The sequence below is a fragment of the Streptomyces sp. IBSNAI002 genome (assembly GCF_052244475.1).
GTDB lineage: Bacteria > Actinomycetota > Actinomycetes > Streptomycetales > Streptomycetaceae > Streptomyces.
Window position 1 is genome coordinate 1,503,062 of record NZ_JBQPXG010000002.1, and the last position, 21,893, is coordinate 1,524,954.

Here is a 21,893-nt window from a genome sequence, read left to right on the forward strand (position 1 = left end):
CGTTCCAGGAGATCGTCACCTTGGCGTAGCCCGGGCCGACCGGGCCGGGGCACGCGGCCTGGAACGCCGCTTCGACGTGTACGGCCCACGGCTCCCCTCACCCACGGCACAACCGCGGCCCGTCGTCATCCGTGACGACGATGGGCCGTGGCCGAACCCCCGGCCTTTGCCCGTCCGGGCCCCGTACGCACGGCGCCATGATCCGCCCACCGCTTCAGGCTGAGCCGCCCGCCGCGACGAGAACCTGCGCATCTCCCGTGAGGCGGCACACCCGGGAACGTCATCCTTGCGCAGGCAACCAGAACCGATAACCACCCATCTGTCCATGTATGGAAAAGCCCAGCCCTCACACGACCGCCGTTCACCGCCCGTGGATCCGGCGTGAACCTCTGCGTTCCCTTGCCTCGGCCTCGGTCCTGACGGCCTTCGTGACAGGAATCGGCTACGTGTCCTACAGCTGGACCGGGACCGCTCTGCCCCTGGCGGCGCTGCCGGGATCACCATGGCCCTACCTCACCGCCTGGGCAATCCTCGGCTTCGGCACCTTCCTGCTCGCACGGGCAGTACTCAAAACGTCCCCGTCATGCGACAGCGAAGACTTCCTCGTCGCCCTGCCCCTCGCCCTCGGAATCCGCGTCACCCTCGCCCACCGCCCCGACCTGACACTCCTCTACGGGTACGGCACCCTGACCCTCGCCATCACCGCTGGCGCCGCTTTCCTGTGGCGACGACACTCACGACAACACCGCTGACCCGACCCAAGAGCCATCGACGTCGAGAAACATGGCCTTGTCGACGACAAGAACGGGAGTAGCGGCGAGGGGCCCGAGCTTCCCATGATGGAAGGGTGCCAACGCGATCGGATGCGCATCATGACCGTCACCGAGGGGACCGTGCCCTTCCGGGGATTCCGTACCTGGTACCGGATCGCGGGTGAGTTCCAGGCGCCCGGCGGGAAGCTACCGCTGCTCGTGATCAACGGGGGGCCGGGCTGCCCGCACGACTACATGGAGGACCTCGACGCCCTGGCCGAGGCCGGAGGCCGACCGGTCATCTACTACGACCAGCTCGGCTGTGGCCGCTCCTCGCAGCCGGACGACACCGACCTGTGGGTCATGGGCACCTTCGTGGACGAGGTCGATGCCGTCCGCGAGGGTCTGGGGCTCAGCCGGCTGCACCTGCTCGGCCACTCCTGGGGCAGTCAGATCGCCCTTGAGTACGTGCTCGGCCGACCGAGCGGGCTCGCCGGTCTGGTCCTGTCCGGACCACTGGCCAGCGCGCCCGTCTACGAGGCCGAGGCCCGTCGGCTCAAGGAATCCCTGGCACCGGAGGTGCAGGAAGTCATCGACCGGCACGAGGCGGAGGGCACCACCGGCGCCGAGGCGTACCAGGAGGCTGTCATGGTCTTCTACCGGCGGTTCCTCTGCAGGCTGGACCCGTGGCCCGACCATCTGGTGCGGAGCCTGGAGAACTGGCGCCCGGACGTGTACGAGGCCATGTGGGGCGCGGAGTGGCACCTGACCGGCAACCTGAAGAACTGGGACGTGAGCGCCCGGCTGGGCGAACTCGACCTGCCCGTCCTGGTGACCTCGGGCCGGTACGACGCGACGACCCCCGCGGTGGTCCGCCCGCTGGCGGAGGGCATCCCCGGTGCCGAGTGGGTGCTGTTCGAGCAGAGCGCCCATCTGCCCTCGGCCGAGGAGCCCGAGCAGTTCCGCCGGACCGTCGAGAGCTTCCTCGAAGGGGTCGAGGCGGGTATCTCGGCGGCAGCCTAGGCGGCCTGGTCCGACCTCGCGTCATCGCAGTTCGGGGCTACTCCAGGGTCCCTTCGGTGAGTGCCTCCGGGACTCTTGGGAGGGCCCCGTGCGGATCTTCGGCTTCTGGGCTCGCCGCGGGTCGGGAGGCCGGTTTGATGTGGGCGAACATGCTGCGGGCGTTCCAGGTCGGGAAGGCCCGTACGAGGCCCGAGGGACCGTGGAGCCGGATGCGTTGGTCGCCCGTGGCCTCGGGCCAAGTGAGCTGGCCGGCATGCCATTTGACGAAGGCTTCGGATTCCGCCGTGATGTAGAGGTCCTCGTCGATTCCGGGGTACGTCTTGCAGATTTCGGTGTCCCCGTGCTCGATCAGCAGCCAGTAGCGCTCGTGGCGCCTGGGGCCGGTGAAGTCGAAGCGGATGACGAGGCGCCGGTCCGGTAGGCGGTCGCGGCGCAGTGCGTTGCACATCGACCACAGGGCCACGAAGGGATCGAGGTGCTCGGGGGCGATCTCCAGCCAGCGGGCGCCCCACTCGCCGAGCGATCCGCAGACTTTGAAGAGGTCGAGGCCCGCGGGCGTGAGTGTGTAGTGGTGCCCGCGCCCGTGCCCGTCGGGCTTGGGTGCCGACGCGACGATCCCGAGCCGTTCGAGCTGCTTGAGCCGCTGCGAGAGCAGGGTGCGGGAGAGCCCGGGCGCGCCTTCCAGGATCTCGCTGAAGCTTCCGCAGCCCAGGTAGAGGTTGCGGACGATCAAGGGCGTCCAGCGCTCGGCGAAGATCTCGGCGCCACGGGCGATCGGACAGTACTGGCCGTAACTCCGCACCAGACCAGTGTCGCGCTGCTGCCCGCGGGTGTGAAGTCCAGATTCTTGACTTCACGGCCACCACCCGCAGTGGTGCGATGGAGGCCTCGGGACGGTAGGACCGGCGACCGGCCCACAGGCAGGCCGGCCACCTGAGCGAGGAGGCGACCGCGATGAAGATCGACGGGTTCCGGGGCCGGCTGATCAGCGCCGGCCACGCCGACTACGACACCGCCCGGGCCGTGTGGAACGGCGCTGTCGACCGTCACCCCCGGCTGATCGCCCGATGCGGCGGGACCGCCGACGTGGCCGCGGCCGTGCGCTTCGCGCGCGATCGCGACCTGGAGATCGCCGTACGGGGCGGTGGGCACAATGTGGCCGGCACCGCGGTGTGCGACGACGGCATCGTCATCGACCTGTCGCAGATGCGGGCCGTGGCGGTCGACCCCGCCGGCCGCACGGCACGGGTGCGGGGCGGCGCACTGTGGAGCGACGTCGACCACGAGACGCAGGCCCACGGGCTGGCCACCACCGGCGGCATCGTGAGCCACACCGGTGTCGCCGGACTCACCCTCGGCGGCGGCATCGGCTTCCTCATGCGCAGGTACGGGCTCGCAGTCGACAACCTCCTGGCCGCGGAGGTGGTGACAGCCGACGGTGACGTCGTCCGGGCGGCCGCCGACGAGCACCCCGACCTGTTCTGGGCGCTGCGGGGCGGCGGCGGCAACTTCGGTGTCGTCACCTCGTTCCGGTTCGCCCTGCATCCCCTCGGCCCGACGGTGCTGGCCGGACCCGTCTTCTGGGCGGCCGAGGACACCGTGGATGTGCTGCGCTCCTACCGGGACTTCGCCGCCGCGGCGCCCGACGAGCTCGGCACGGTGGTCCGGCTCGGCACCGTCCCCCCACTGCCGGTCATCCCGGAGAACCTGCACGGGCGGCAGGCCATCGCCGTCGCCTGCTGCTACTCCGGCGCCGTCAAGGACGGCGAGCGTGCGGTGCGGGCCCTGCGCCGGTTCCGGACGCCGCTCGTGGACCTCCTCGGTCCCACGCCGTACGCCGCCTTCCAGAGCGGCCTCGACGACACCGTCCGTCACGGGTGGCACTACTACTGGAAGTCCACGAACCTCGCCGGCCTCTCCGACGCCACCATCGACGTCATCGCCGAGCACGCCTACGGTGCCCGCTCGCCCCGGTCGTACACGGCGATGTTCCACATGGGCGGCGCCGTGGCCCGGGTCCCGCACGACGCCACCGCCTACGCCGGCCGGGACGTGGCCCACAACATCGTCATCGACGGCGTGTGGCTCCCCGACGAGGCCGGAGAGCACGCCGCGACCGAGACCGCCTGGGCGCGGCGGTTCCTCCAAGCCCTCCAACCGCACCGCGCCCCCGGCGTCTACGTCAACTTCCTCGACTCCGACGACGCCCCCGGCCGCGTCCGCGAGGCCTACGGTGAACGGACCTACCGGCGACTCGCGGAGGTGAAGGCGAAGTACGACCCGGACAACGCCTTCCACCACAACAAGAACATCCGCCCCGACTGACGGCCGCCCGCCCTCAGAGGTCCGGCGTGTGACCGGTCGCGCCCAGGGCGATCCCATTGGAGCTGGACGTCGTCGGGCGGGCAGGTTGACCAGGATGCCCTCCCTGGGCTTCTGTACCGACCGTGCTCCGGCGGGCCCCGAAGACGGGCCTGGTCTAGCGTGGAAGGGGGCCGAAACCGCATCGCGACGACGGGTGGGCGCCCGGCTCCTGGTCGACCGGATCAGGAGCCGGGAGGGCGGTGCCGACCGATGGGCAGGTGGGGCCATGACCAGTGCAGCCAGCGCGACCGGCACCGGTACCCGTGACCACGACGTGATCGTCGTCGGTGGACGCTGCGCCGGGGCGCCGACCGCCATGCTTCTCGCCCGCCTTGGACACAAGGTCCTCCTGGTTGACCGGGCGACGTTTCCGAGCGACACGATCTCCACCCATCTGATCCACCCGCCGGGCCTCGCCGCGCTGGAGCGTTGGGGGTTGCTGGATCGGGTGGTCGAGACCGGTTGCCCGCCCATAGACACCTACGCGTTCGACCTCGGCCCCTTCACCATCACGGGTTCGCCGGCCGGAGAGGGCTTCGACGCCTCGTACGCACCGCGACGCACCGTCCTGGACGAGATCCTCATCGACGCTGCGGCGGAGTCCGGTGCAGAGGTGCGCCAGGGGTTCACGGTCGAGGAGATTCTGACCGACGGGGACACGGTGACCGGCATCAAGGGCCACGGGAAGGACGGGAGGACCGTCACCGAGTACGCCCGGTTCGTCGTGGGCGCGGACGGACTCCACTCGTCGGTCGCGAAGGCGGTGGGCGCCGTCGGCTACGCGGAGAAACCGAAGATCAACGCCTACTACTACACCTACTGGTCCGGGCTTCCCATGCGCGGGACGTTCGAGGCGTACGACCGCGGGGACCGGGCCTTCGCCGCCTGGCCCACCAACGACGATCTGACACTGCTCATCTGCGCCTGGCCGATGCGCGACTTCGAGGCCAACCGCGCGGACGTCGAAGGCAATTACCGTGCGACCCTGGCCCTGGCGCCGGCCTTCGCCGAGCGGGTCTCGGCCGCCACCCGGGCCGAGCGGTTCCTGGGCATGGCCATCCCCAATTACTTCCGCAAGCCCTACGGCCCCGGCTGGGTGCTGGTCGGCGATGCCGGATACCTCAAGGACCCCATCACCGCCCAGGGCATCCAGGACGCCTTCCGGGATGCGGAGCGGTGCGCCCGGGCACTGGACGACACGCTCGACGGACGGCAGCCCTTCGAAGAAGCCATGCGGGCGACCCAGGAGGCCAGGGATGCCCAGGTCATGAGCATGTACGAATTCACGGCGGAGTTCGCAACGTTGGAGCCGCCACCTCCCGAGATGGAGCAGCTGCTCCTCGCGGTGTCCCAGAGCCCGTCGGCGCAGGACGAGTTCGCCAGGGTGACGGCTGGAGTGACGCCGCCCGAGGTGTTCTTCGGACACATGGAGGAACGGATGAGTGGCCATCCGGGGAACGCGGCCTGACCGCCTCGACCGGCGTAGTGGCACGCGCCCCGGCGTAGCGCGTCGTCATCGGGAGGTTGCGGCGACGCCGACGGGTGCCCCGGCGCCTCGTGTGGCTGGGGAACCTCGACGGTGTGGTGGTCAGGTGCGGGGGTGTGTTTCGTACATGCGTACCGCGACGAGGAGGCCTGAGGCTGCGGTGAGGGCGGCGATGGCGTAGATGGCGGTGGTCAGGCCGTAGGCGTCGGCGAGGACGCCGGCGAGGAGGGCGCCGATGGCGAAGCCGCCGTCCCGCCAGAGGCGGTAGACGCCGACGGCGCGGGCGCGCCAGGCGGGGTGGGCGACGTCGCCGATGACGGCGAGCAGGGTCGGGTAGACCAGGGCGGTGCCGATGCCCAGCAGGATTTGTGCGGTGGCCCAGACGCCGAAGGTGGTTCCGGAGGCGACGAGGGCGATGGCGGCGGCCTGGAGCAGCATGCCCGCGGTGATGAGGTGTTTGCGGCCGGTGTGGTCGGACCACCAGCCGGTGAGCATCTGGCCGGCGCCCCAAACGGCGGGGTAGAGGGCGGCAAGGATGCCGATCTGCGCGATGGACAGGCCGTGGGCGGCGAAGAGCAGGGGGAAGATGCCCCAGGCGAGGGCGTCGTTGAGGTTGTTGACGAGGCCGGCCTGGCTTGCGGCCGAGAGGGCCTTGTCGTGGAGGCTGGTCAGGCGGGCGATCTGGCCGGTGGTCAGCTCCGCGTCGTGACCGCCGCCTGTGGGCTTGGTGTGGCGGGCGGCTTCGAAGCGGGCGTGGTCGCGGGTCTCGCGTACGGCGAAGGTGGACAGGCCCAGAGCCAGGACGACGTAGGCGGCCCCGAGGAGGAACGGGGCGGGGCGCAGTCCGGCGTGTTCGGCGATGGCGCCGGTGGCCATGGCGGTCGCCGCGACGGCGCCGTATCCGGCGGCTTCGTTGAATCCCATGGCGAGTCCCCGGCGTTCGGGGCCGGCCAGGTCGATCTTCATGATGACGGTGGTGGACCAGGTCATGCCCTGGTTGATGCCGAGCAGGATGTTCGCGGCGATGATCCAGCCCCAGGAAGGTCCCCAGGCGAGCATCGCGGGGACGGGCAGGGCGATCAGCCATCCGGTGATCAGGACCGGTTTGCGGCCGAAGCGGTCGGACCAGGTGCCGGCGAAGAAGTTGGTGACGGCCTTCGTCGCGCCGAACGCCACGATGTAGGTGAGGGCGGCGGTGTAGGCGGACAGGTGGAAGACGTCGTCGGCGAGCAGAGGCAGGACGGTGCGTTCCTGGCCGAGCATCCCGCCGACGAGCGCGTTGACCGCGACGAGCAGGGCGAACTGGGGGAGGTTGGCCCGCAGTCCGAGTCGTATGCCGGAACTGGTCTCGCCGGTGACGTGGGTGCTCACGCCCCCTCCTGGAGGGGGTGGCCGGTGGCCTTGGCCCAGTCGCCCGGGCCGCCGTCGAGGACGGCGAGATCCCGCTGCCCGGCGCGCTGCAAGAGGCTGGCCGCCGTCATGGCGCGCTCACCGTGACCGCAGGCCACCACGGCACCGGCCGGAGTCTCACCGGAGCGGGCCGCGAGATCGCCGAGTTCGATGTGGACCGCATCGGCGATGTGCCCCGCGAGGTGCTCCGCCCGCTGGCGGACGTCCAGGACCGGCCTGCCCTCCACGCGGTCGGCGGTGAGCAGTTCGATGCGCTGGAGCTGTCCCCCGGCGGCGGTCCAGGCATCCATGCCACCGTCGAGGTGCCCGGCCAGCTGCTCGTACCCGATCTTCAAGGCCTGCCAGGTGATTTCCGCGAGGTCCTGGCCGGGGGAGGTGACGAACACGAGCGGGCTGTCGTCGGGCAGCAGCCAGCCCAGCCAGGTGGCGAACTGCCCGCGCAGCGGGTTGGAGATCGCGCCGGGTATGTGGCCGACGGCGAAATCGGCGATGGAGCGGACGTCGACGACCTGAGCACCCTCGCAGAGCAGGCTTCGGACCTCGGCCGCCGTGAGCGGGGCGAGCGTGGGTGCGGAGCCGAGGACAGAGGGCCCGCGCCGGTTCTCCTCGCCGAGCCGGTCGAAGTACGCCGGGTAGGAGCCGAGGCTCCCGAGCAGCTGCCGCACGAAGGAGTCCTCGTCCGGCGCGGCGAGCAGCGGGTTGGCCCATCGCTGGTCACCGATGGTGGTGGTGCGCTCGGCGCCGGGAGGGGCGGAGCAGAAGGAGCCCGCGCCGTGGGTGGGCCAGACCGCCGTGCTGTCCGGCAGCTCGACCAGCCGCCGCAGCGAGTGGTACTGGGCGCGGGCCAGCTCCTCGGCGCGGTCGGCGCCCAGGAGGTCGGTACGGGCGGCCGAACCGACGATCAGCGATCCGCCGGTAAAAACGCCCAGCTCACGTGCGCCATCCAGGAAGAGGAAGGAGAGGTGTTCGTCGGTGTGGCCCGGTGTGGCCAGCGCCCGCAGGGTGAGCCCGCCGAGGTCGGTCTCTTCGCCGTCGCGGAGGGGCGTGTGCGGGAAGCCGCGGTGGCCGGCGGCGGAGGCCAGCACGGTCGCGTCGTCGTCGTGCGCGAGCTGGACGGCGCCGGAGAGGAAATCGGCGTGCAAGTGGGTGTCGGCCGCGTACGCCACCCGCAGCCGCCGCCGTCCGGCAGCGGCCCGCAGCGCGCGCAGGTCCCGGCTCGCGTCCACCGCGAGGGCGCGACCGTCACCGAGGTCGACGAGGTAGGCGCTGTTGCCCAGCCCCTCGTCCACCAGCGGTATCAAGTGATCGTCGGCGAAGCCCATCAGGTCCTCCAGATGCCACGGTAGGGGCTCGGTGGTTCCAGCGCCTATCCATAGATACAATATTCCATGGATCTATGGAGGATGCCATGGGAGATGCCGTACACAAGTCGGCCCTGTACGACGCTTTCGCCCTCACGGGCAAGGCACTGAGCAGCGGGAAGCGCTTGGAACTGCTCGACCTGCTGGCGCAGGGCGAACGCACGGTGGATGCGCTCGCCAAGGCGGCCGGACTGAACCTGACCACGGCCTCGGCGCACCTGCAGACCCTCAAGCAGGCCGGACTCGTCGCCACCCGCCGAGAGGGAGTGCGGATCCACTATCGCCTCGCCGGCGACGACGTCGCCGCCCTCTACGCCCTCCTGCGCCAGGTCGCCCAAACCCACCAGGCCGCCGTCGAACCGGCTCGCACCGCATACCTCGGCACGGACGCAGCGGAAGAGGTCGACCGCGAGGAACTACGGGCCCGCGCCCGAGCGGGCGAAGTCGTCGTCCTCGACGTCCGCCCGGCCGAGGAATACGCCGCAGGCCACATCCCCGGTGCGATCTCCATCCCGGTCGAGGAACTCGCCGAGCGCATCGCCGAACTACCGGACGACGTCGAGGTCGTCGCGTACTGCCGCGGCGCCTACTGCGTCCTCGCCCACGACGCCGTACGCCTGCTCCACCAGCACGGCCGCAAGGCCCTGCGACTCACCGACGGCATGCTGGAATGGCGTCTGGCCGACCTGCCTGTCGAGGCGGAGGCCGCCTGATCCTTTGCCGAACCCGCCCCACGAGTCACGCGCTCCGCTGGGGGCTGTACCGGCTCATGGCGCCGCCGTCGAGGCGGCCGATCAGCTCGGCCGCAGCGACCGACGTGTCGATGACCACGGCATCGGACCCCAGCGCAGCAATGCGTTCCTCCGCCAAGGACAGCAGCCGCTGCCCAAGACCCGACCCCCCGGTACGAGGGGTCCACGGCCAACTGCCAGAACGACCCCGGCCCTCCCCAGCCGGATACCCCTCCGGGGCCTCGTACGCAGCCGCCACCGTCACCGTGCCCGCTAGCTCGCTCCCCTGCAGAACCACCCAGCACTCACCCCGGCTCAGCCTGTAGGCCGTGTCCTGCACCGACTGATACGAGGCGAAGAAGACCCGGCCTTCGGCAGCATGACCGGAATAGGCTCGGTGAAGCAGGCGAGTCAGATCAGCAACGGAGTCACCGTCGCTGAACGGCCGAACCACGACAGGCTCACGACCGCCGATCCGCGTCGCCGTGTCGAATGACGATCTGGCCACGCAGTCGATTATCAGCAGGAAAGCATGATGCTGCCTGCTGGACGCGCCCCCTCCGCGGCCCGCTCGGCGGCCTCCAGCCACCGGCAGGTCGTCTCACCGTCGACCACGAGCACGAGCTCGTGCAGCTCGACGACAAGGGACACCGGCCACTGCGGACCGTGGCCGCGGAGGAGCCCGGAGCCGGCCCGTAGCGGACGCCGCCCCTGACAGCGCGCTCAGTCGGCGCGCACGCCTTGATGTGGCTTGACGTGCGCTTCCGCGCGCCCTCTGTGTGCCCGTTTTCCACCCTGCGACGAGGGGGAGTCACCAGCTGGCCACGCTCCGTGGCGACGTGGGGCTCCTCTGATGAGCCTGTCCACGGACACGCCGACGTAAGGAGGAAAGAGTGCTGAACAATCGAGGTGCCCGCAGGACCGTGCGGGGGGCGGTCGCAATCGCTGCCGCGGCCGCGATCTGGGCGCCCATGCCGGCATCAGCCGCGGTGGGCGACCCGGTTCTGTACGCGACCACGGAGAGCGAGTACCAGGCCGCCTGCTCGTACAGCGCGAACGTCCAGTGGGACAGGTCGACCTCTCGCCTCACGGGCACCGCAACGGTGCAGAATCACCTGTGGTTTGTGGCCTGCCGCAAGAAGCTGGTCGTGACGTTCGTGGACGACGAGGGCCGCACCGCCGCCACGACCGACATCGTGCTGGAGACGGCCTGCCCCACCACGGACCCCACCTGTCCCAGCCGGATCGACAAGCCGATCAACCAGATCGCGTCGGTCAGCCGGTACGCGAAGCCGTACATCGACCACATCGACGCGGCGGTCGTCGACCGCGCGTAGTGACAACCCACTACAGCAACAGCACCGGCTGCGGCGCGGGGCACACACGGCTCCGCGCCGCTTCGAAGGGCGGGCCGTCAGCCGACTGTCGGCGGGCACGCCAGGGCGAGGGAGGGGTCGTGATGTCGCAGGGGTGGAAGATCACGGTCATTGTGCTGGCGGCGGCCGGAGTCCTCTCCACGCCGCTGGTCTGGCTGCTGGACAGCCCCGATGCGGGACAGCTGGCCGGGGCCTGCGTCCAGGCCGCCGCCGGCATCGCAGCCCTGGTGTGGGCGCTGTTCCAGCCTGCGGCAAACCGCACGGACGACACGGCAGTCAGGACCGGGCATGCCCGCGCGAGCCGTGGGGGAAGGGCCGTCACCGGCATCAAACGCACGCAGGGCCGGGGCAGTGGCTCGGCGAAGGCGGAGCGGACCGGGAACGCCACCGCCGACAGCGACGGCAGCGGTGCCATCAGCGGCATCGACTACACCTGACCGACCCGGGCAGAGCACGGCAGAAGGGGAAACCGTCGCGTGGCCAGAGGAGACAAACGCCCCCAAGGCCCTGTGGACCCGACCGACTCGCAGGTGGCGGTGACCGATACGGGGAACGCCGCGGCCGCGTCCGGGGCCACGGCGGTGACCGGCTACCGCGGCCCGGCACCAAGCGCCGGCGGCACATCCGCTGCCTCGGTACGGGTGTCCGGGACCGGCCAGGCGACCGCCTTTGCGGGCGGGGTCGCCAACACCGGCTACATCCAGCAACTGACCGTGGTGCACCAACCCGCGTCGCCCCGCGAGCCCGCCGCCTGGCCGCACCAGGTGGGCGTGATCCCCCCACGGGCGCAGTCCTTCCAGCACCGTGCCGAGGCAGAGAGACTGCGGGCGGCGGTCGACGGCGGCGGCACGGCAGTGCTGGGCCAGGTCCTGACCGGCATGGGTGGGGTCGGCAAGACGCAGCTCGCCGCTGACTACGCACGCACCGCCTGGGCCGGCGGCTCGGGCGACAACCTGGACGTCCTGGTCTGGGTCACCGCAAGCGCCCGCTCGGCGGTGGTAGCCAGCTACGCGAGGGCCGGCGTCGAACTGTGCCGGGCCGATCCCGACGACCCCGAACAGGCCGCACAGGCCTTTCTGGCCTGGCTGACCCCCAAGGGCGGCGCGGAGCCGTGCCGGTGGCTGATCGTCCTGGACGACGTCGCCGACCCCGACGACCTGCGCGACCTGTGGCCGCCCGCCGGCGCGCACGGCCGCACCCTGGTCACCACCCGCCGCCGCGACGCCGCCCTGACCGGGGAAAACCGCCGCCGGATCGACGTCGGCCTGTTCACCGAGAAAGAAGCCGCCGCCTACCTCACCCGGTCCCTGGCCGCCCACGACCGACAGGAGCCCGAAGAGCAGCTCACCACCCTCGCCTCCGACCTCGGACACCTGCCCCTGGCCCTCGCCCAGGCCGCCGCCTACCTCATCGACTCCGGCGAGGACGCGGCCGCGTACCGGGCCCTGCTCGCCGACCGCGCCACCACCCTCGCCGACACCACCCCCGACCGGCTCCCCGACGACCAGGCCCTCCCCCTCGCCGCCGCCTGGTCGCTGTCCATCGACCGCGCCGACACCCTCCGCCCCGCCGGCCTGGCCCGCCCCATGCTCCACCTGGCCGCCCTGCTCGACCCCAACGGCATTCCCCAGACCGTCCTGACCAGCGCGCCCGCCCTCACCCACCTCGCCCGACACCGCACCCGAACCAGCCCCGAGCCCTTCCTTGGGGAGCCCGACCCGGCCTCCCCTCGGGACGCGGTGCAGGCCCTCCGCGCGCTGCACCGCCTCAGCCTCATCGACCACACCCCCACCACCCCCCAACAGGCCATCCGCGTCCACCAACTCATCCAGCGCACCACCCGCGACACCCTCACCCCCGACCAGCACGCCCAACTCGCCCGCACCGCCGCCGACGCCCTCACAGACGCCTGGCCAGCGATCGAACGTGACAGCTCCCTCGCCCAGGCTCTGCGCGCCAACACAGCAGCCCTCACCCGCTGCGCCGCGGACGCCTTGTACGAGCCGGACGCGCATATGGTGCTGCAGCGCATGGGCACCAGCCTGGGTGAGAGCGGCCAGATCGCTGCCGCCATCAACCACTTCCGCTCCGTCGCCATCACCACCCGCCGCCGCCTCGGCCCCGAGCACCCCATCACCCTCGCCGCCCGGCACCACCTGGCCCGGTGGCAGGGGAAGGCGGGGGACGCGGCCGGGGCCGCCGAGGCCCTCGCCGAACTGCTGGACGACCTGCTGCAGATCCTCGGCCCCGACCACCCCATCACCCTCACCACCCGGCACAACCTCGCCTACTGGTGGGGGGCGGCGGGGGACGCGGCCGAGGCCGCGGACACGACCGCCGAACTGCTGGACGACCTGCTGCGGGTGCACGTCCCAGACCACCCCGACATCCTCACCACCCGGAACAGCCTCGCTCGGTGGCGGGGGGAGGCGGGGGACGCGGCCGGGGCCGCCGAGGCCCTCGCGGGACTGCTGGACGACCTGCTGCAGATCCTCGGCCCCGACCATCCCATCACCCTCACCACCCGGCACGACCTGGCCCAGTCGCGGGGGGATGCGGGGGATGCGGTCGAGGCTGCCGAGGCCTTCGCGGGGCTGCTGGACGACTGGGTTCGGGTGTTCGGCCCCGAGCACCCCACCACCCTTGCCACTCGGCACAGCCTGGCCTACTGGCGGCGGGAGGCGGGAGACGCGGCCGAGGCCGCCGAGGCCCTCGCCGAACTGCTGGACGACCTGCTGCAGATCCTCGGCCCCGACCACCCCCTCACCCTCACCACCCGGCACAACCTGGCCCACTGGCGCGGGGAGGCGGGGGACGCGGCCGGGGCCGCCGAGGCCCTCGCGGAACTGCTGGACGACCTGCTTCAAATCCTCGGCCCCGACCACGCCGATACCCTCACCGCCCGGAACAACCTGGCCCACTGGCGGGGGAAGCGGAGCGGGTGACCCGGCTGTCGGGTAACGATGGCGGGCGTGAGACACGAAGATCTGTCTGACGTCCTCGCAGGTCACGAATGACCACTCGGCCCCGTACACGGCCAGAACCGCGCGGTCTGGCAGCCGGCCCTTCCTTGCTCGCCGATCGCCTGCCGGAAGGGCAGCCCCCCGCAGCACCCTCCGGCTAGCCGGACAGGTCGCGCCAGGTCGATCCCCCGGCCGTACCGGGTCCACCCGGGGGCAGCAGACCGAGTGCCTGGGCGCGGAGGACGGCACTCGTGCGGTCCGGCGCGGCGAGCTTGCGGCGCAGGTTCTAGGCGTGCTTGTCCACGGTGTGCGGGGTGATCCCGAGTCTGCGGGCGATCGCCCGGGCGGTGAGCCCGTACTGCCACAGGTGCAGGACCCGTGCCTCCCGGGGCGTGAGCCGCAGGCCCTGGCCGCTTGAAGAGGCATCGCCGAAGCGGAGGCGGTGCACCCCGCCGAGCACCTTGCGCAGTTCCCGCGCCCTGGCCAGGTCCAGGGCGGTGAAGGCCGTCCGGGCCCGCATGACGGCCATTCCCCGGACCAGGCCGGGGCTTCCAGCCAGTCGGATGACCAGTTGCTCGGACATGCCCGAGTGCTCGCGCAGGAACGCGTACGAGCCCGAGGCCCGCCACTCGGCGCGGGTGGTAAGCCGTCCGGAGTCGACCGCGCAATCGCCGCCGGCACTCTGGAAGTACCGTGCAACCGGATGCCCGGTGAGGAATGCCTGAAAGCCCGCCGAGTCGGCTGTGCTGAGCCGAAACTGCTCCGCCGGATACGCCGCCGTCTGCCGGAACCGACCCACTCGGAGGTTCATCTCGCAGGCATCCACGGCGTCGGCCTGGCACACGCTGGCGAGCTCGGAGTTCGCCAGCACTCCGGGGAACTCCGACTGGTCACAGCAGATGCCTCGTTCGGCCACCGCCCACAGCAGGCGGTAGTCGCCCGGGCCGAGACGGGCCATGCGCCCAAAGCCCCAGGCATCTGTCCATACGCACTTTCCGCACCTGTCAGGGTGCTGGGATGCGGCCTACGGTCGACGCAACGAATCGATCCCGACCGGGCAGAAAGGAAGTCCAGCAATGTCGACCGACCGAATCCCGCACCGGAACACCCGGAACACTCGGCAGATCACCATGAGCTCGTACGCACTCGATGTCGGCGGTGAACTGAATGTGGCGAGCTTCGTCACCAACGCCATCACAGCGAACAGCCGTGACCAGTTGGGGCTCCTCGTGAGCAGTGAGCACGACAGCGCAGTGTTCGCGGTGTCCGACACCGATGACAAGCCGGCCATCGACGCGAGCGGCGGCCGTGGTGTCGGCATCCTCGCCTCCGGCCAGACCGCCGCCCTCCAGCTGGGTCTCAGTGGTGCCCAGCCGGGGCCTCCTTCCGGCGGCTTCCACTCAGCGGGAATGCTCTACCTGGACCTCCAGGCCGACCTCTACCTGTGCAAGGTCAGCGGCGATCCGGGCGTCTGGAAGCTCCTCGGCTGACCCCCAGCTCAAGACCATGAGCACGGGGAACACGCCAGCCCCCCGACGGCGCCCTCGGACATCTGGCTCTGTTCACGAGAACCGCCTGTCACGCACCAGCTTCCGGGGCGTCACGGGGTGTGGTCAAGGACGGCCGCGCCGAAGGAGACGTCGAAGCGGTCGCACCAGATGGAGATGGATCTGTAGTCGGCCAAATTCACGTCCGCCGGGACGGGATAGTTCTGGTCGCCCTTGTTGCCCTTGAGCTCGCCAAGGCTGATGTGCCTGCCGTCGTCGAAGACGTGCCAGCCGGCGCGGCCCTCGATGACCGGGGCGTCGGTCAGCCAGACCCGCAGGTCCGGGCCGTTGCTGGTGTCCAGGTTCTCCAGGCGCAGGCTGTGGGAGCCGTCGGCGAGTCGGAGGACTCTCACCGTGCCCGTGGTGGTGTGCTCGTGGCTGATCAGGGTGCCCTGCGCCACTGTGCGCGGCTCAGCGGTCGAGGTGGCCGGCGCGTCGGGTGTCGGGGCAGCGGATACCGACGGTACGGCCTCGTTGACCGTCTCGTCCGCCCACAGCTGCCAGGGCTCGAACCAGTACAGGCCGAAGGCCAACCCGCCCGCCGCCACCGCCAGGCCGCTGATCAGCAGCGGTCTACGCCGCCGCATGTGCTGACGTGCCACGATCCCATCCTCCGTCTCCGCTGCGAGGCCCCCCGAACCCTGCCGTGCGGGCGGCGCACGGAGTGTTCTCGCCAGGTCCTGCGGCCTGCCCGCAATACCGGTCACCGCCCATGCCGTGTTGCCAGGGGCCTGGAACAAGCATGCCCCGCGCACGCCCCGCTCGGGCGCCTGACCGCTGAGACCGGTGTACCCGTCCTGCTCTCCCGTCGCCGGCGTCGGCGATACCGCGGCTACGCCGACGCGCTGCGCCGAGCCGAATGCCGCAGACTCCTGTATAAGGGCCGGTGCATTCTCGCGCCGACCACGGTGAAAGCGGCCCAGTGTGCTCGAGGTCCCGTTCTGGCTGTGGGGGGCGTTCGCCGCGACGGTGGTGGTCTCGCTCGCGGTGGACTTGCTGGCGCACCGAACCGCCCACGTCATCGGGTTCAAGGAAGCCGCCGCCTGGAGCGCCCTGTGGGTCAGCCTGGCGCTCCTCTTCGGCGCCGTCGTCTTCCTCGCCCTGGGCACGACAGCTGGCACCGAATACACGACCGCCTGGCTGCTGGAGAAGAGCCTGTCGGTCGACAACCTGTTCGTCTTCGCCGTGATCTTCGCCTACTTCAAGGTCCCTCGCGCCTACCAGCACCGCGTCCTGTTCTTCGGCGTCATCGGCGCCCTCGTCTTCCGGGGAATCTTCCTCTCCCTCGGCGTGGCCGTGGTCAGCCGCTTCACCGCGGTGCTGTTCGCTTTCGCGGCCGTCCTGTTCTACAGCACCTACAAGCTCCTCAAGGAAGAGGAGGAGAGCTTCGACCCCGGACAGAGCTTCGCGGTACGGATGCTCCGCAAGATCATCCCGGTCCGTGACGAGTACGCCGGGACGAGGTTCTTCGTCAAGGAGGCCGGGAAGCGGGTCGCCACGCCGCTGCTCGCGGTGGTCGCGGCGATCGAGGCCGCCGACCTGATCTTCGCCGTCGACAGCGTCCCGGCCGTCCTCGCCGTCAGCGACGACGCGTTCATCGTCTACACCAGCAATGCCTTCGCGATCCTCGGCCTGCGCGCCCTGTACTTCATGCTCGCCGGCCTCCTCGACCGCTTCCACTACCTCAACAGGGGCCTTGCGATCATCCTGTCGTTCATCGGCGTCAAGTTGATCCTCCAGGCCTCGCACAAAACGATCAGCACGAGCATCCCCGAGATCCCCTCACCAGTCAGCTTGGCCGTCATCGTCGTCGTCCTGGCCGGCTCAATCGCCCTCAGCCTCACCAGGCCCGTCCAGCCGCCCATCGCCGCGCCCCAGGAACGCGGAACGGGCCCCAGCCGGGACAGCGAAGCCAGCCGCGCCCCCGCACCCGAGAGCGGCGAACCAGCGCGCGACCCGCCCGACACCGACACCGACAGGTAGAGACACTCGCGGAAGCGAGTGCGGAGAACGCCTTCACCGCTTCCCGACTCGCCAGTACGGGAATATCGTAAAAAAATGGTCAAAAGGAAGCGTGATCCTGATACGTATGTGTGTCCGGCCTGCGAGCGGCCCGTCACCGCCCAGATCACACGCCACAAAACGCTCGGCGTCTTCGTACCGACATGGGGCCCGGGACCCTGCCACAACCCCGACTGCCCCGAGTACGTACCCAAGCCGCGCCACAGACCGGAATCAGCCCCCCACTGACCTTGAACCCGCCCTCCTGCAGCATCCCGCAGGGACGGCAGCTGCGAGGCCGGGCCATGCGGCAGGGGCGTATGACCGAACCAGTGGCGGGCGAGGGCCGCCGAGCCGCAAGGTGGTGCGGTCGGCCAGCAGCTCCCTCACGGCCTCCGGTCAGGTCGTGGTGAGGGTCTTGAGGGTGGGTTCACCCAGGGCGACGATGCGGTTCCGGGCAGGACCGCTGTAGACAGCGTTCGTGGCGATCACGATGTAGCGGCCGGTCGCCAGGAACCGGTCGGCTGGGCGATCCAGCTCAGGGCCGTCCGGTACCTGGGGACACTCCGAGGCCAATCGCTGAGTTAGAGAAGGGGAACAGATCGGTGCTGTCCCTTGATGAGCTATTCGGCGGGTTTCAATACCCGACTGCACCAATAAGCCGACCAGGCGGAGCCCAGTCCGTCCTGCTGGCCGAGTTCGGGCGCGAAGAGCGCGAGCACAAAATGCGTGTCACCCTCGCCGCCTACCAGGACTACAAGGACGGCATACGACCGGCCGGCCCCGGAGCCAAGGAACTCACCGAGTTCTTCGAGTCCGTCGACGGCACCGTCGGTCAGCCGGGGGCGCCGAACGTCAAGCGGAGCGAACAGGAGGTGATAAACCTGCTCGCCAAGCGGGCCGGCATGCTGCACCTTGGGCAGGCGAACCACTGCTGGTTCCTCGACCCGTCCAAGGCACTCTGCCTCAAGCTCTCGGGCCGCAACGCCAGCGACGCGACGGCACCCCTGATCGGCATGTGTGACTCGGCCCGCTGCCCGCAGGCCACGCACCACGCCGACCACCGCCCGGTGTGGGCCTCGAGCGCCCAGAATAAGAAGGTCTTCATCGCCACCATCGGCCGGGCGCAGAACACCGAGAAGGCACGGCTTGCCGCCGACCTCGCACGCGACGAGCGGGTGCTGTCCGAGATCGATGCCGCCGCCGGAACGGGAGCATGACATGGCCCGCATCACCGATCAGGCCCGCCAGAGCAACGAAGCAGCGATCCGCGCTGTCATGGAACGGCTCCTGGCGGGCGACGCGCCCGAAGGCAGGAAGTGCGACATCAAGACCCTGGCCATCCTGTCTGGGGTGGCTCGCACCGGCTTCTACCCAAAGAGGAACCGGGACGACTCCCCGCGGCCTGGCCCGTACCAGCACCTCGCCGATGAGTTCGAACGGCGCCTTACCTCTCTGCGGGAGGTCGGCGAGATCGTCGACCCACGGGCCGCGCAGATTGAACGGCTCAAGGCCCAGGTCGCCGAGCTCAAGGGTCGGGTCGCCAACCGGGGCGACGCCGTGGCGGAGCTCAATGCCTTCAAAACGGTCGCCCTCTCGCGACTCGCGGCCCAGCACGACGAGATCACGCGGCTGCGGGAACAGGCTGCCGCCCTCGGTAACGTCCGCCGCCTGCCCTCCGCCCGCAGCGGCACAGCGCCGTACGGGTCGTGCATCTGAGGCCGTCAAGAGCATTCGTATACGGGGGCGGGGCACCCAGTCGAAGACCGCCGGGTGCCCCGCCCTCATTACGGATCGCGTAGCGGGCACGAGCCTGCCTCACATGTACCTGCAAGCCCAAACAACACGCTGGCCCATCTGCTGCGTCCAGGGCATGTGGGACCTGGTGGATGTCGGCGAGCAGGGTGACGTCCTGGTCGACCCGGGCCCGTTCACCCGGCAGTGTTACGGCGAGCGCAGCAGCGCCCACTGTGGCGGCAGGCCTGCGCACCGTCACTCCGAGATCTCGTACGTCACTCCCCCCACCACCTGGCCGTCCACCCAGTGCGCGACGGTCACCAACTTGTCCGGATCAGCGCCTGGCGGCAAGGTATCGGGGTCGACCGGCGGCCCGCCCTCGGCGCCGCCACCCTCCACGGGATGGCCGCGTCGGACCTGGAGGGTCGCCATGCTCGCGCGGTCGAGCGGGGGCAGAACGGAGTCGGGTCCGCAGGAGCAGAGCTCCCCTTGATTCTCGCCTGGTGACGGTTCCCGCACGATCGTGACCGTAGGAGCGTGGCCGTGCGGCACGACGAGCAGCTGGGACGAGCGCCACAGCTCGGGGTGGCGCAGGAGGAGGTCGAAGCGGTCGCCGGTGCTGACGACGACGTTGCCGAAGTTGCTCAGCACGAGCTTGTCGTCCGTGTTCGGATCACCTGGCACGGTGATCCGCGCTTTTACGCACCAGTGCGGATGGTTCGTTCCGTCATTGGCCGGTGCCCAGTTCACCGTGAACCATTGCTCGGCGCCCGGGGCCAGCGAGGCGCCGGTGACCGTCTGGACCGTACCCGCGGTGTCGGTCACCGGGATCCATCCGGTGGTGGACAGGCCCGTGGTGGCCTTCTGGTACCAGAACTGGACGCTGATGCCGGTTGCGGCAGCGTTTCCCCTGTTGCGCAGCCGGATCTTGAGCTTGTTGTTCTGATCGAAGAACACCTGGCCGTCCCGGAGCAGGTCGTCGTCGTTGTCGACCATGACGTCAGGGGAGATCCAGGTCCAGGACCAGCCGATGGGATCGATCTCGTACTCGGTGCCGGCTCGGGAGTTCCAGCGGGTCACCATGACATCCGAGGCCGAGGAAACCTCCGTGAACCGCACCGTGTAGTCGCCGCCGGTGTCGCGGGTACCCACGATAACGACGGCCTCCGTGAGGCCGGACATGTTGATCGTCTTCGTGAACGAGGTGCTGTCCATGCGATGCAGGTCAACGAGCCCGGACGGACCAAGTCGCAGGATCTGCACGAGTGGGTCGGTCAGTGCCCCCGACGCGGTGAACGTGATCCTCAGCATGCGCGGCGCAGAGCCGCCGCCCGCCGGTATCACCCTGTAGTACCGGGCCGCCCACGGGGCGACGCCCGTGACGCTGAGGCTCACATCGCCGCCCTGGGCAAGCGCGACAACATCGCTCGCCTGCACCAGCGGGGACTTGAGCGCCAGACGGCCTGCGGCTCCCTCGCCGCCGAAGCCTACAGCGTCCTCGTCTTCGAGGTAGTCGAAGCGGCGGTCGGTCACCGGGCTCGCGGACCCGTGGAGCCAGTTGGCGACCAGGTAGTTGCCCCAGGTCGTTTCGTTGCTCCCGAGCTCGGTACGTGCCGTGTCGTAGTAGGAGAAGCGGTCGAACTGCCCGTACCAGGGCTGCTGCGACCGGGCCGTGCGCAGGGCGGTCACGGAATACCCCAGGCCCGGGTCCCCGGCTGCGGTACCCATCTGCTGCAGCATGGTGCGGTGCGCGTCGATGCCAATGGCAGGCTCATCCGCAGGTGTCACCTGGGTGCTGTGTTGCTCGGAGTAGTACTTCCACAGGAGGGCGAAGGCGTAGCGGATCGGGTTCTTCACGCCGCCGACGTCGAGCAGCGAGTTGGCCGGATTGTCGAAGATGTCCTGCGACTGTCTGACCCATCGGTTGCGCGGGTCACTGATCATGTCCTCGATGAACCGGGCGCCCCCTTCGAGGACGGCCCAGCCGATTCCGCCGCCCGCCGATGAGCTGTAGCGGAATTGCACCTGATGGAACATCTCGTGCGGGACCGTGCCCGCATTCTGGTCATCGGTGTTGGCGGGGCCGACTTCCACGTGCGACCACGCCGAGTTCGTCTGTCCGGCGATGTTTGCCGGCATCTGCAGGATGCGGTACTGCAGCCGGGCCGCGCCATTGCGCGGATCGCGGAACGCCGCGGCGAGGAACCGGTCGAGGGCGTACTCGGCCAGCAGACCGACCTTCTGGACATAGGTCGGCGCGAGGACGGTATTGTCCGGGTGCGTGCTCGCCAGAGCGGCTCGTAGTGTCCCGACCACAGGGCCGCCGCCGGGCAGCTGGTATGGGGAGTCCGCCGCAGGCACCGTGGGATCGACGCGGTGTGGTGAGCCGACGTCCGTGGTGTACCGAACCTCGATCCGGTCGGTGAAGAAGGACTGCACCGTCGTCCCGGCCGGAAAGTCGTCTCCGACGTCGATGTCCGTGGTATCGACGCCGCGCTCCTCCAGGAGCACCAGCAACGGCAGGATCGCGCCGAAACCGCAATCGTCGACCGGCGGCTTGAACAGCCAGGGCAAGGCCCGGCGCACGAGTTCAGGCCGTTCGAACTCGGCCTTCCGCCCCAGCGCGAACCGATAGGCGGTGAGCAGCTCCTCGACGCGCAGCGCAGCCGCGGACGGGAGATCGACCTCCTGTCCCCCGATCACTCCGACCCGTCCGGAATCCGGGCCGGGCGGCTGATCGATACGCACGTCGATACGGGTGTCGGGCCCCGCGTCGACGACTACGGAGTCCTCCGTGGACGCCAGTCTCGTTCCGTTGCCGTCCCACACCTCGACGAAGACGTCCGGTGCACGCTCCAGTCGGATGCCCGGGCCGGTGAAGTCGTCGAGGCTGAACCTGACCTCGTAGTCTCCCGAATTACCGGTGATGGACGTGCCCAGCGGTTGTTTGCGCCAGAAGTCACGGTCATAGACGGCCACCTTGGCACCGCGAACCGGCAACCCGTCCCGTGACGACACCACAGCCCCGGATACCCGAAACAGCTGACCAGTCATTTTCCGCCGTTCCTTCAGCAAGGTGAGTGCGACCTCGAGGAGACTTCCCGGCCGACCGGCCATCTCTGGCATACCGGACCCACTATCA

Annotated in this window: 20 protein-coding genes; 12 read left to right on the forward strand and 8 right to left on the reverse strand. The window is 70.0% G+C overall.

What is annotated here, in order from left to right; genetic code table 11:
- The first annotated feature begins 446 nt into the window (after nt 1-446).
- Complete coding sequence (locus ACTVZO_RS07310; RefSeq protein ID WP_443297598.1) at nt 447-752, forward strand: hypothetical protein; 306 nt, start codon at nt 447-449, stop codon at nt 750-752.
- Between the two features lie 120 nt (nt 753-872).
- Nucleotides 873-1,775 (forward strand): proline iminopeptidase-family hydrolase, encoded by a 903-nt coding sequence (locus ACTVZO_RS07315; protein ID WP_443297599.1) that lies wholly within the window; start codon nt 873-875, stop codon nt 1,773-1,775.
- A gap of 37 nt (nt 1,776-1,812) precedes the next feature.
- On the opposite strand, the gene ACTVZO_RS07320 is transcribed toward ACTVZO_RS07315, so the two are convergent.
- Nucleotides 1,813-2,577 (reverse strand): winged helix-turn-helix transcriptional regulator, encoded by a 765-nt coding sequence (locus ACTVZO_RS07320; RefSeq protein WP_443297600.1) that lies wholly within the window; start codon nt 2,575-2,577, stop codon nt 1,813-1,815.
- 152 nt (nt 2,578-2,729) lie between these two features.
- On the opposite strand from ACTVZO_RS07320, the gene ACTVZO_RS07325 reads away from it, so the two are divergent.
- The gene (locus ACTVZO_RS07325) at nt 2,730-4,100 is read left to right on the forward strand and encodes an FAD-binding oxidoreductase (RefSeq protein ID WP_443297601.1); all 1,371 of its coding nucleotides are present in this window, start codon (nt 2,730-2,732) and stop codon (nt 4,098-4,100) included.
- A gap of 265 nt (nt 4,101-4,365) precedes the next feature.
- A complete protein-coding gene (locus ACTVZO_RS07330; RefSeq protein ID WP_443297602.1) occupies nt 4,366-5,607 on the forward strand; it encodes an NAD(P)/FAD-dependent oxidoreductase in 1,242 nt (413 codons plus the stop codon).
- 120 nt (nt 5,608-5,727) lie between these two features.
- On the opposite strand, the gene ACTVZO_RS07335 is transcribed toward ACTVZO_RS07330, so the two are convergent.
- Together ACTVZO_RS07335 and ACTVZO_RS07340 are read right to left on the reverse strand one after the other, a co-directional pair.
- Complete coding sequence (locus tag ACTVZO_RS07335; protein ID WP_443297603.1) at nt 5,728-6,996, reverse strand: MFS transporter; 1,269 nt, start codon at nt 6,994-6,996, stop codon at nt 5,728-5,730.
- On the reverse strand, nt 6,993-8,357 hold the full coding sequence (locus tag ACTVZO_RS07340) for an MBL fold metallo-hydrolase (RefSeq protein WP_443297604.1): 1,365 nt from the start codon (nt 8,355-8,357) through the stop codon (nt 6,993-6,995). Before ACTVZO_RS07340 ends, ACTVZO_RS07335 begins: the two co-directional genes overlap by 4 nt.
- Nucleotides 8,358-8,443: 86 nt before the next feature.
- Here ACTVZO_RS07340 and ACTVZO_RS07345 point away from each other — a divergent pair, with 86 nt between their 5' ends.
- Complete coding sequence (locus tag ACTVZO_RS07345) at nt 8,444-9,109, forward strand: ArsR/SmtB family transcription factor (protein WP_443297605.1); 666 nt, start codon at nt 8,444-8,446, stop codon at nt 9,107-9,109.
- Between the two features lie 25 nt (nt 9,110-9,134).
- On the opposite strand, the gene ACTVZO_RS07350 is transcribed toward ACTVZO_RS07345, so the two are convergent.
- The gene (locus ACTVZO_RS07350) at nt 9,135-9,635 is read right to left on the reverse strand and encodes a hypothetical protein (RefSeq protein WP_443297606.1); all 501 of its coding nucleotides are present in this window, start codon (nt 9,633-9,635) and stop codon (nt 9,135-9,137) included.
- Between the two features lie 11 nt (nt 9,636-9,646).
- Complete coding sequence (locus ACTVZO_RS07355) at nt 9,647-9,778, reverse strand: hypothetical protein (protein WP_443297607.1); 132 nt, start codon at nt 9,776-9,778, stop codon at nt 9,647-9,649.
- A gap of 242 nt (nt 9,779-10,020) precedes the next feature.
- Here ACTVZO_RS07355 and ACTVZO_RS07360 point away from each other — a divergent pair, with 242 nt between their 5' ends.
- The 3 genes from ACTVZO_RS07360 to ACTVZO_RS07370 all read left to right on the forward strand — a co-directional run bounded on the left by ACTVZO_RS07360 (nt 10,021) and on the right by ACTVZO_RS07370 (nt 13,448).
- Nucleotides 10,021-10,464, forward strand: coding sequence for a hypothetical protein (locus tag ACTVZO_RS07360; protein WP_443297608.1), 444 nt, complete (start codon nt 10,021-10,023; stop codon nt 10,462-10,464).
- Nucleotides 10,465-10,586: 122 nt separating this feature from the next.
- Nucleotides 10,587-10,940, forward strand: coding sequence for a hypothetical protein (locus ACTVZO_RS07365; protein ID WP_443297609.1), 354 nt, complete (start codon nt 10,587-10,589; stop codon nt 10,938-10,940).
- 99 nt (nt 10,941-11,039) lie between these two features.
- Entirely contained in the window at nt 11,040-13,448 is a 2,409-nt protein-coding gene (locus ACTVZO_RS07370) for a tetratricopeptide repeat protein (RefSeq protein WP_443297610.1), read from the forward strand.
- A 304-nt stretch (nt 13,449-13,752) separates the two neighbouring features.
- Here the strand turns inward: ACTVZO_RS07370 and ACTVZO_RS07375 are convergent, their stop codons facing one another.
- Nucleotides 13,753-14,424 carry a helix-turn-helix transcriptional regulator gene (locus ACTVZO_RS07375; protein WP_443297611.1) on the reverse strand — a complete coding sequence of 224 codons (672 nt, stop codon included), beginning with the start codon at nt 14,422-14,424 and terminating at the stop codon, nt 13,753-13,755.
- 118 nt (nt 14,425-14,542) lie between these two features.
- On the opposite strand from ACTVZO_RS07375, the gene ACTVZO_RS07380 reads away from it, so the two are divergent.
- Entirely contained in the window at nt 14,543-14,956 is a 414-nt protein-coding gene (locus ACTVZO_RS07380) for a hypothetical protein (protein ID WP_443297612.1), read from the forward strand.
- A gap of 110 nt (nt 14,957-15,066) precedes the next feature.
- On the opposite strand, the gene ACTVZO_RS07385 is transcribed toward ACTVZO_RS07380, so the two are convergent.
- Nucleotides 15,067-15,600, reverse strand: coding sequence for a DM13 domain-containing protein (locus tag ACTVZO_RS07385; RefSeq protein ID WP_443303074.1), 534 nt, complete (start codon nt 15,598-15,600; stop codon nt 15,067-15,069).
- A 337-nt stretch (nt 15,601-15,937) separates the two neighbouring features.
- Here ACTVZO_RS07385 and ACTVZO_RS07390 point away from each other — a divergent pair, with 337 nt between their 5' ends.
- From ACTVZO_RS07390 to ACTVZO_RS07400, 3 genes are all read left to right on the forward strand, one after another.
- Nucleotides 15,938-16,996 (forward strand): TerC family protein, encoded by a 1,059-nt coding sequence (locus ACTVZO_RS07390; RefSeq protein ID WP_443297613.1) that lies wholly within the window; start codon nt 15,938-15,940, stop codon nt 16,994-16,996.
- Nucleotides 16,997-17,739: 743 nt separating this feature from the next.
- Entirely contained in the window at nt 17,740-18,234 is a 495-nt protein-coding gene (locus tag ACTVZO_RS07395; protein ID WP_443297614.1) for a hypothetical protein, read from the forward strand.
- Nucleotide 18,235: 1 nt separating this feature from the next.
- On the forward strand, nt 18,236-18,733 hold the full coding sequence (locus tag ACTVZO_RS07400) for a hypothetical protein (protein ID WP_443297615.1): 498 nt from the start codon (nt 18,236-18,238) through the stop codon (nt 18,731-18,733).
- Nucleotides 18,734-19,006: 273 nt separating this feature from the next.
- Here ACTVZO_RS07400 and ACTVZO_RS07405 read toward each other — a convergent pair whose 3' ends face one another.
- The gene (locus tag ACTVZO_RS07405) at nt 19,007-21,805 is read right to left on the reverse strand and encodes a hypothetical protein (RefSeq protein WP_443297616.1); all 2,799 of its coding nucleotides are present in this window, start codon (nt 21,803-21,805) and stop codon (nt 19,007-19,009) included.
- Between the last annotated feature and the right edge of the window lie 88 nt (nt 21,806-21,893).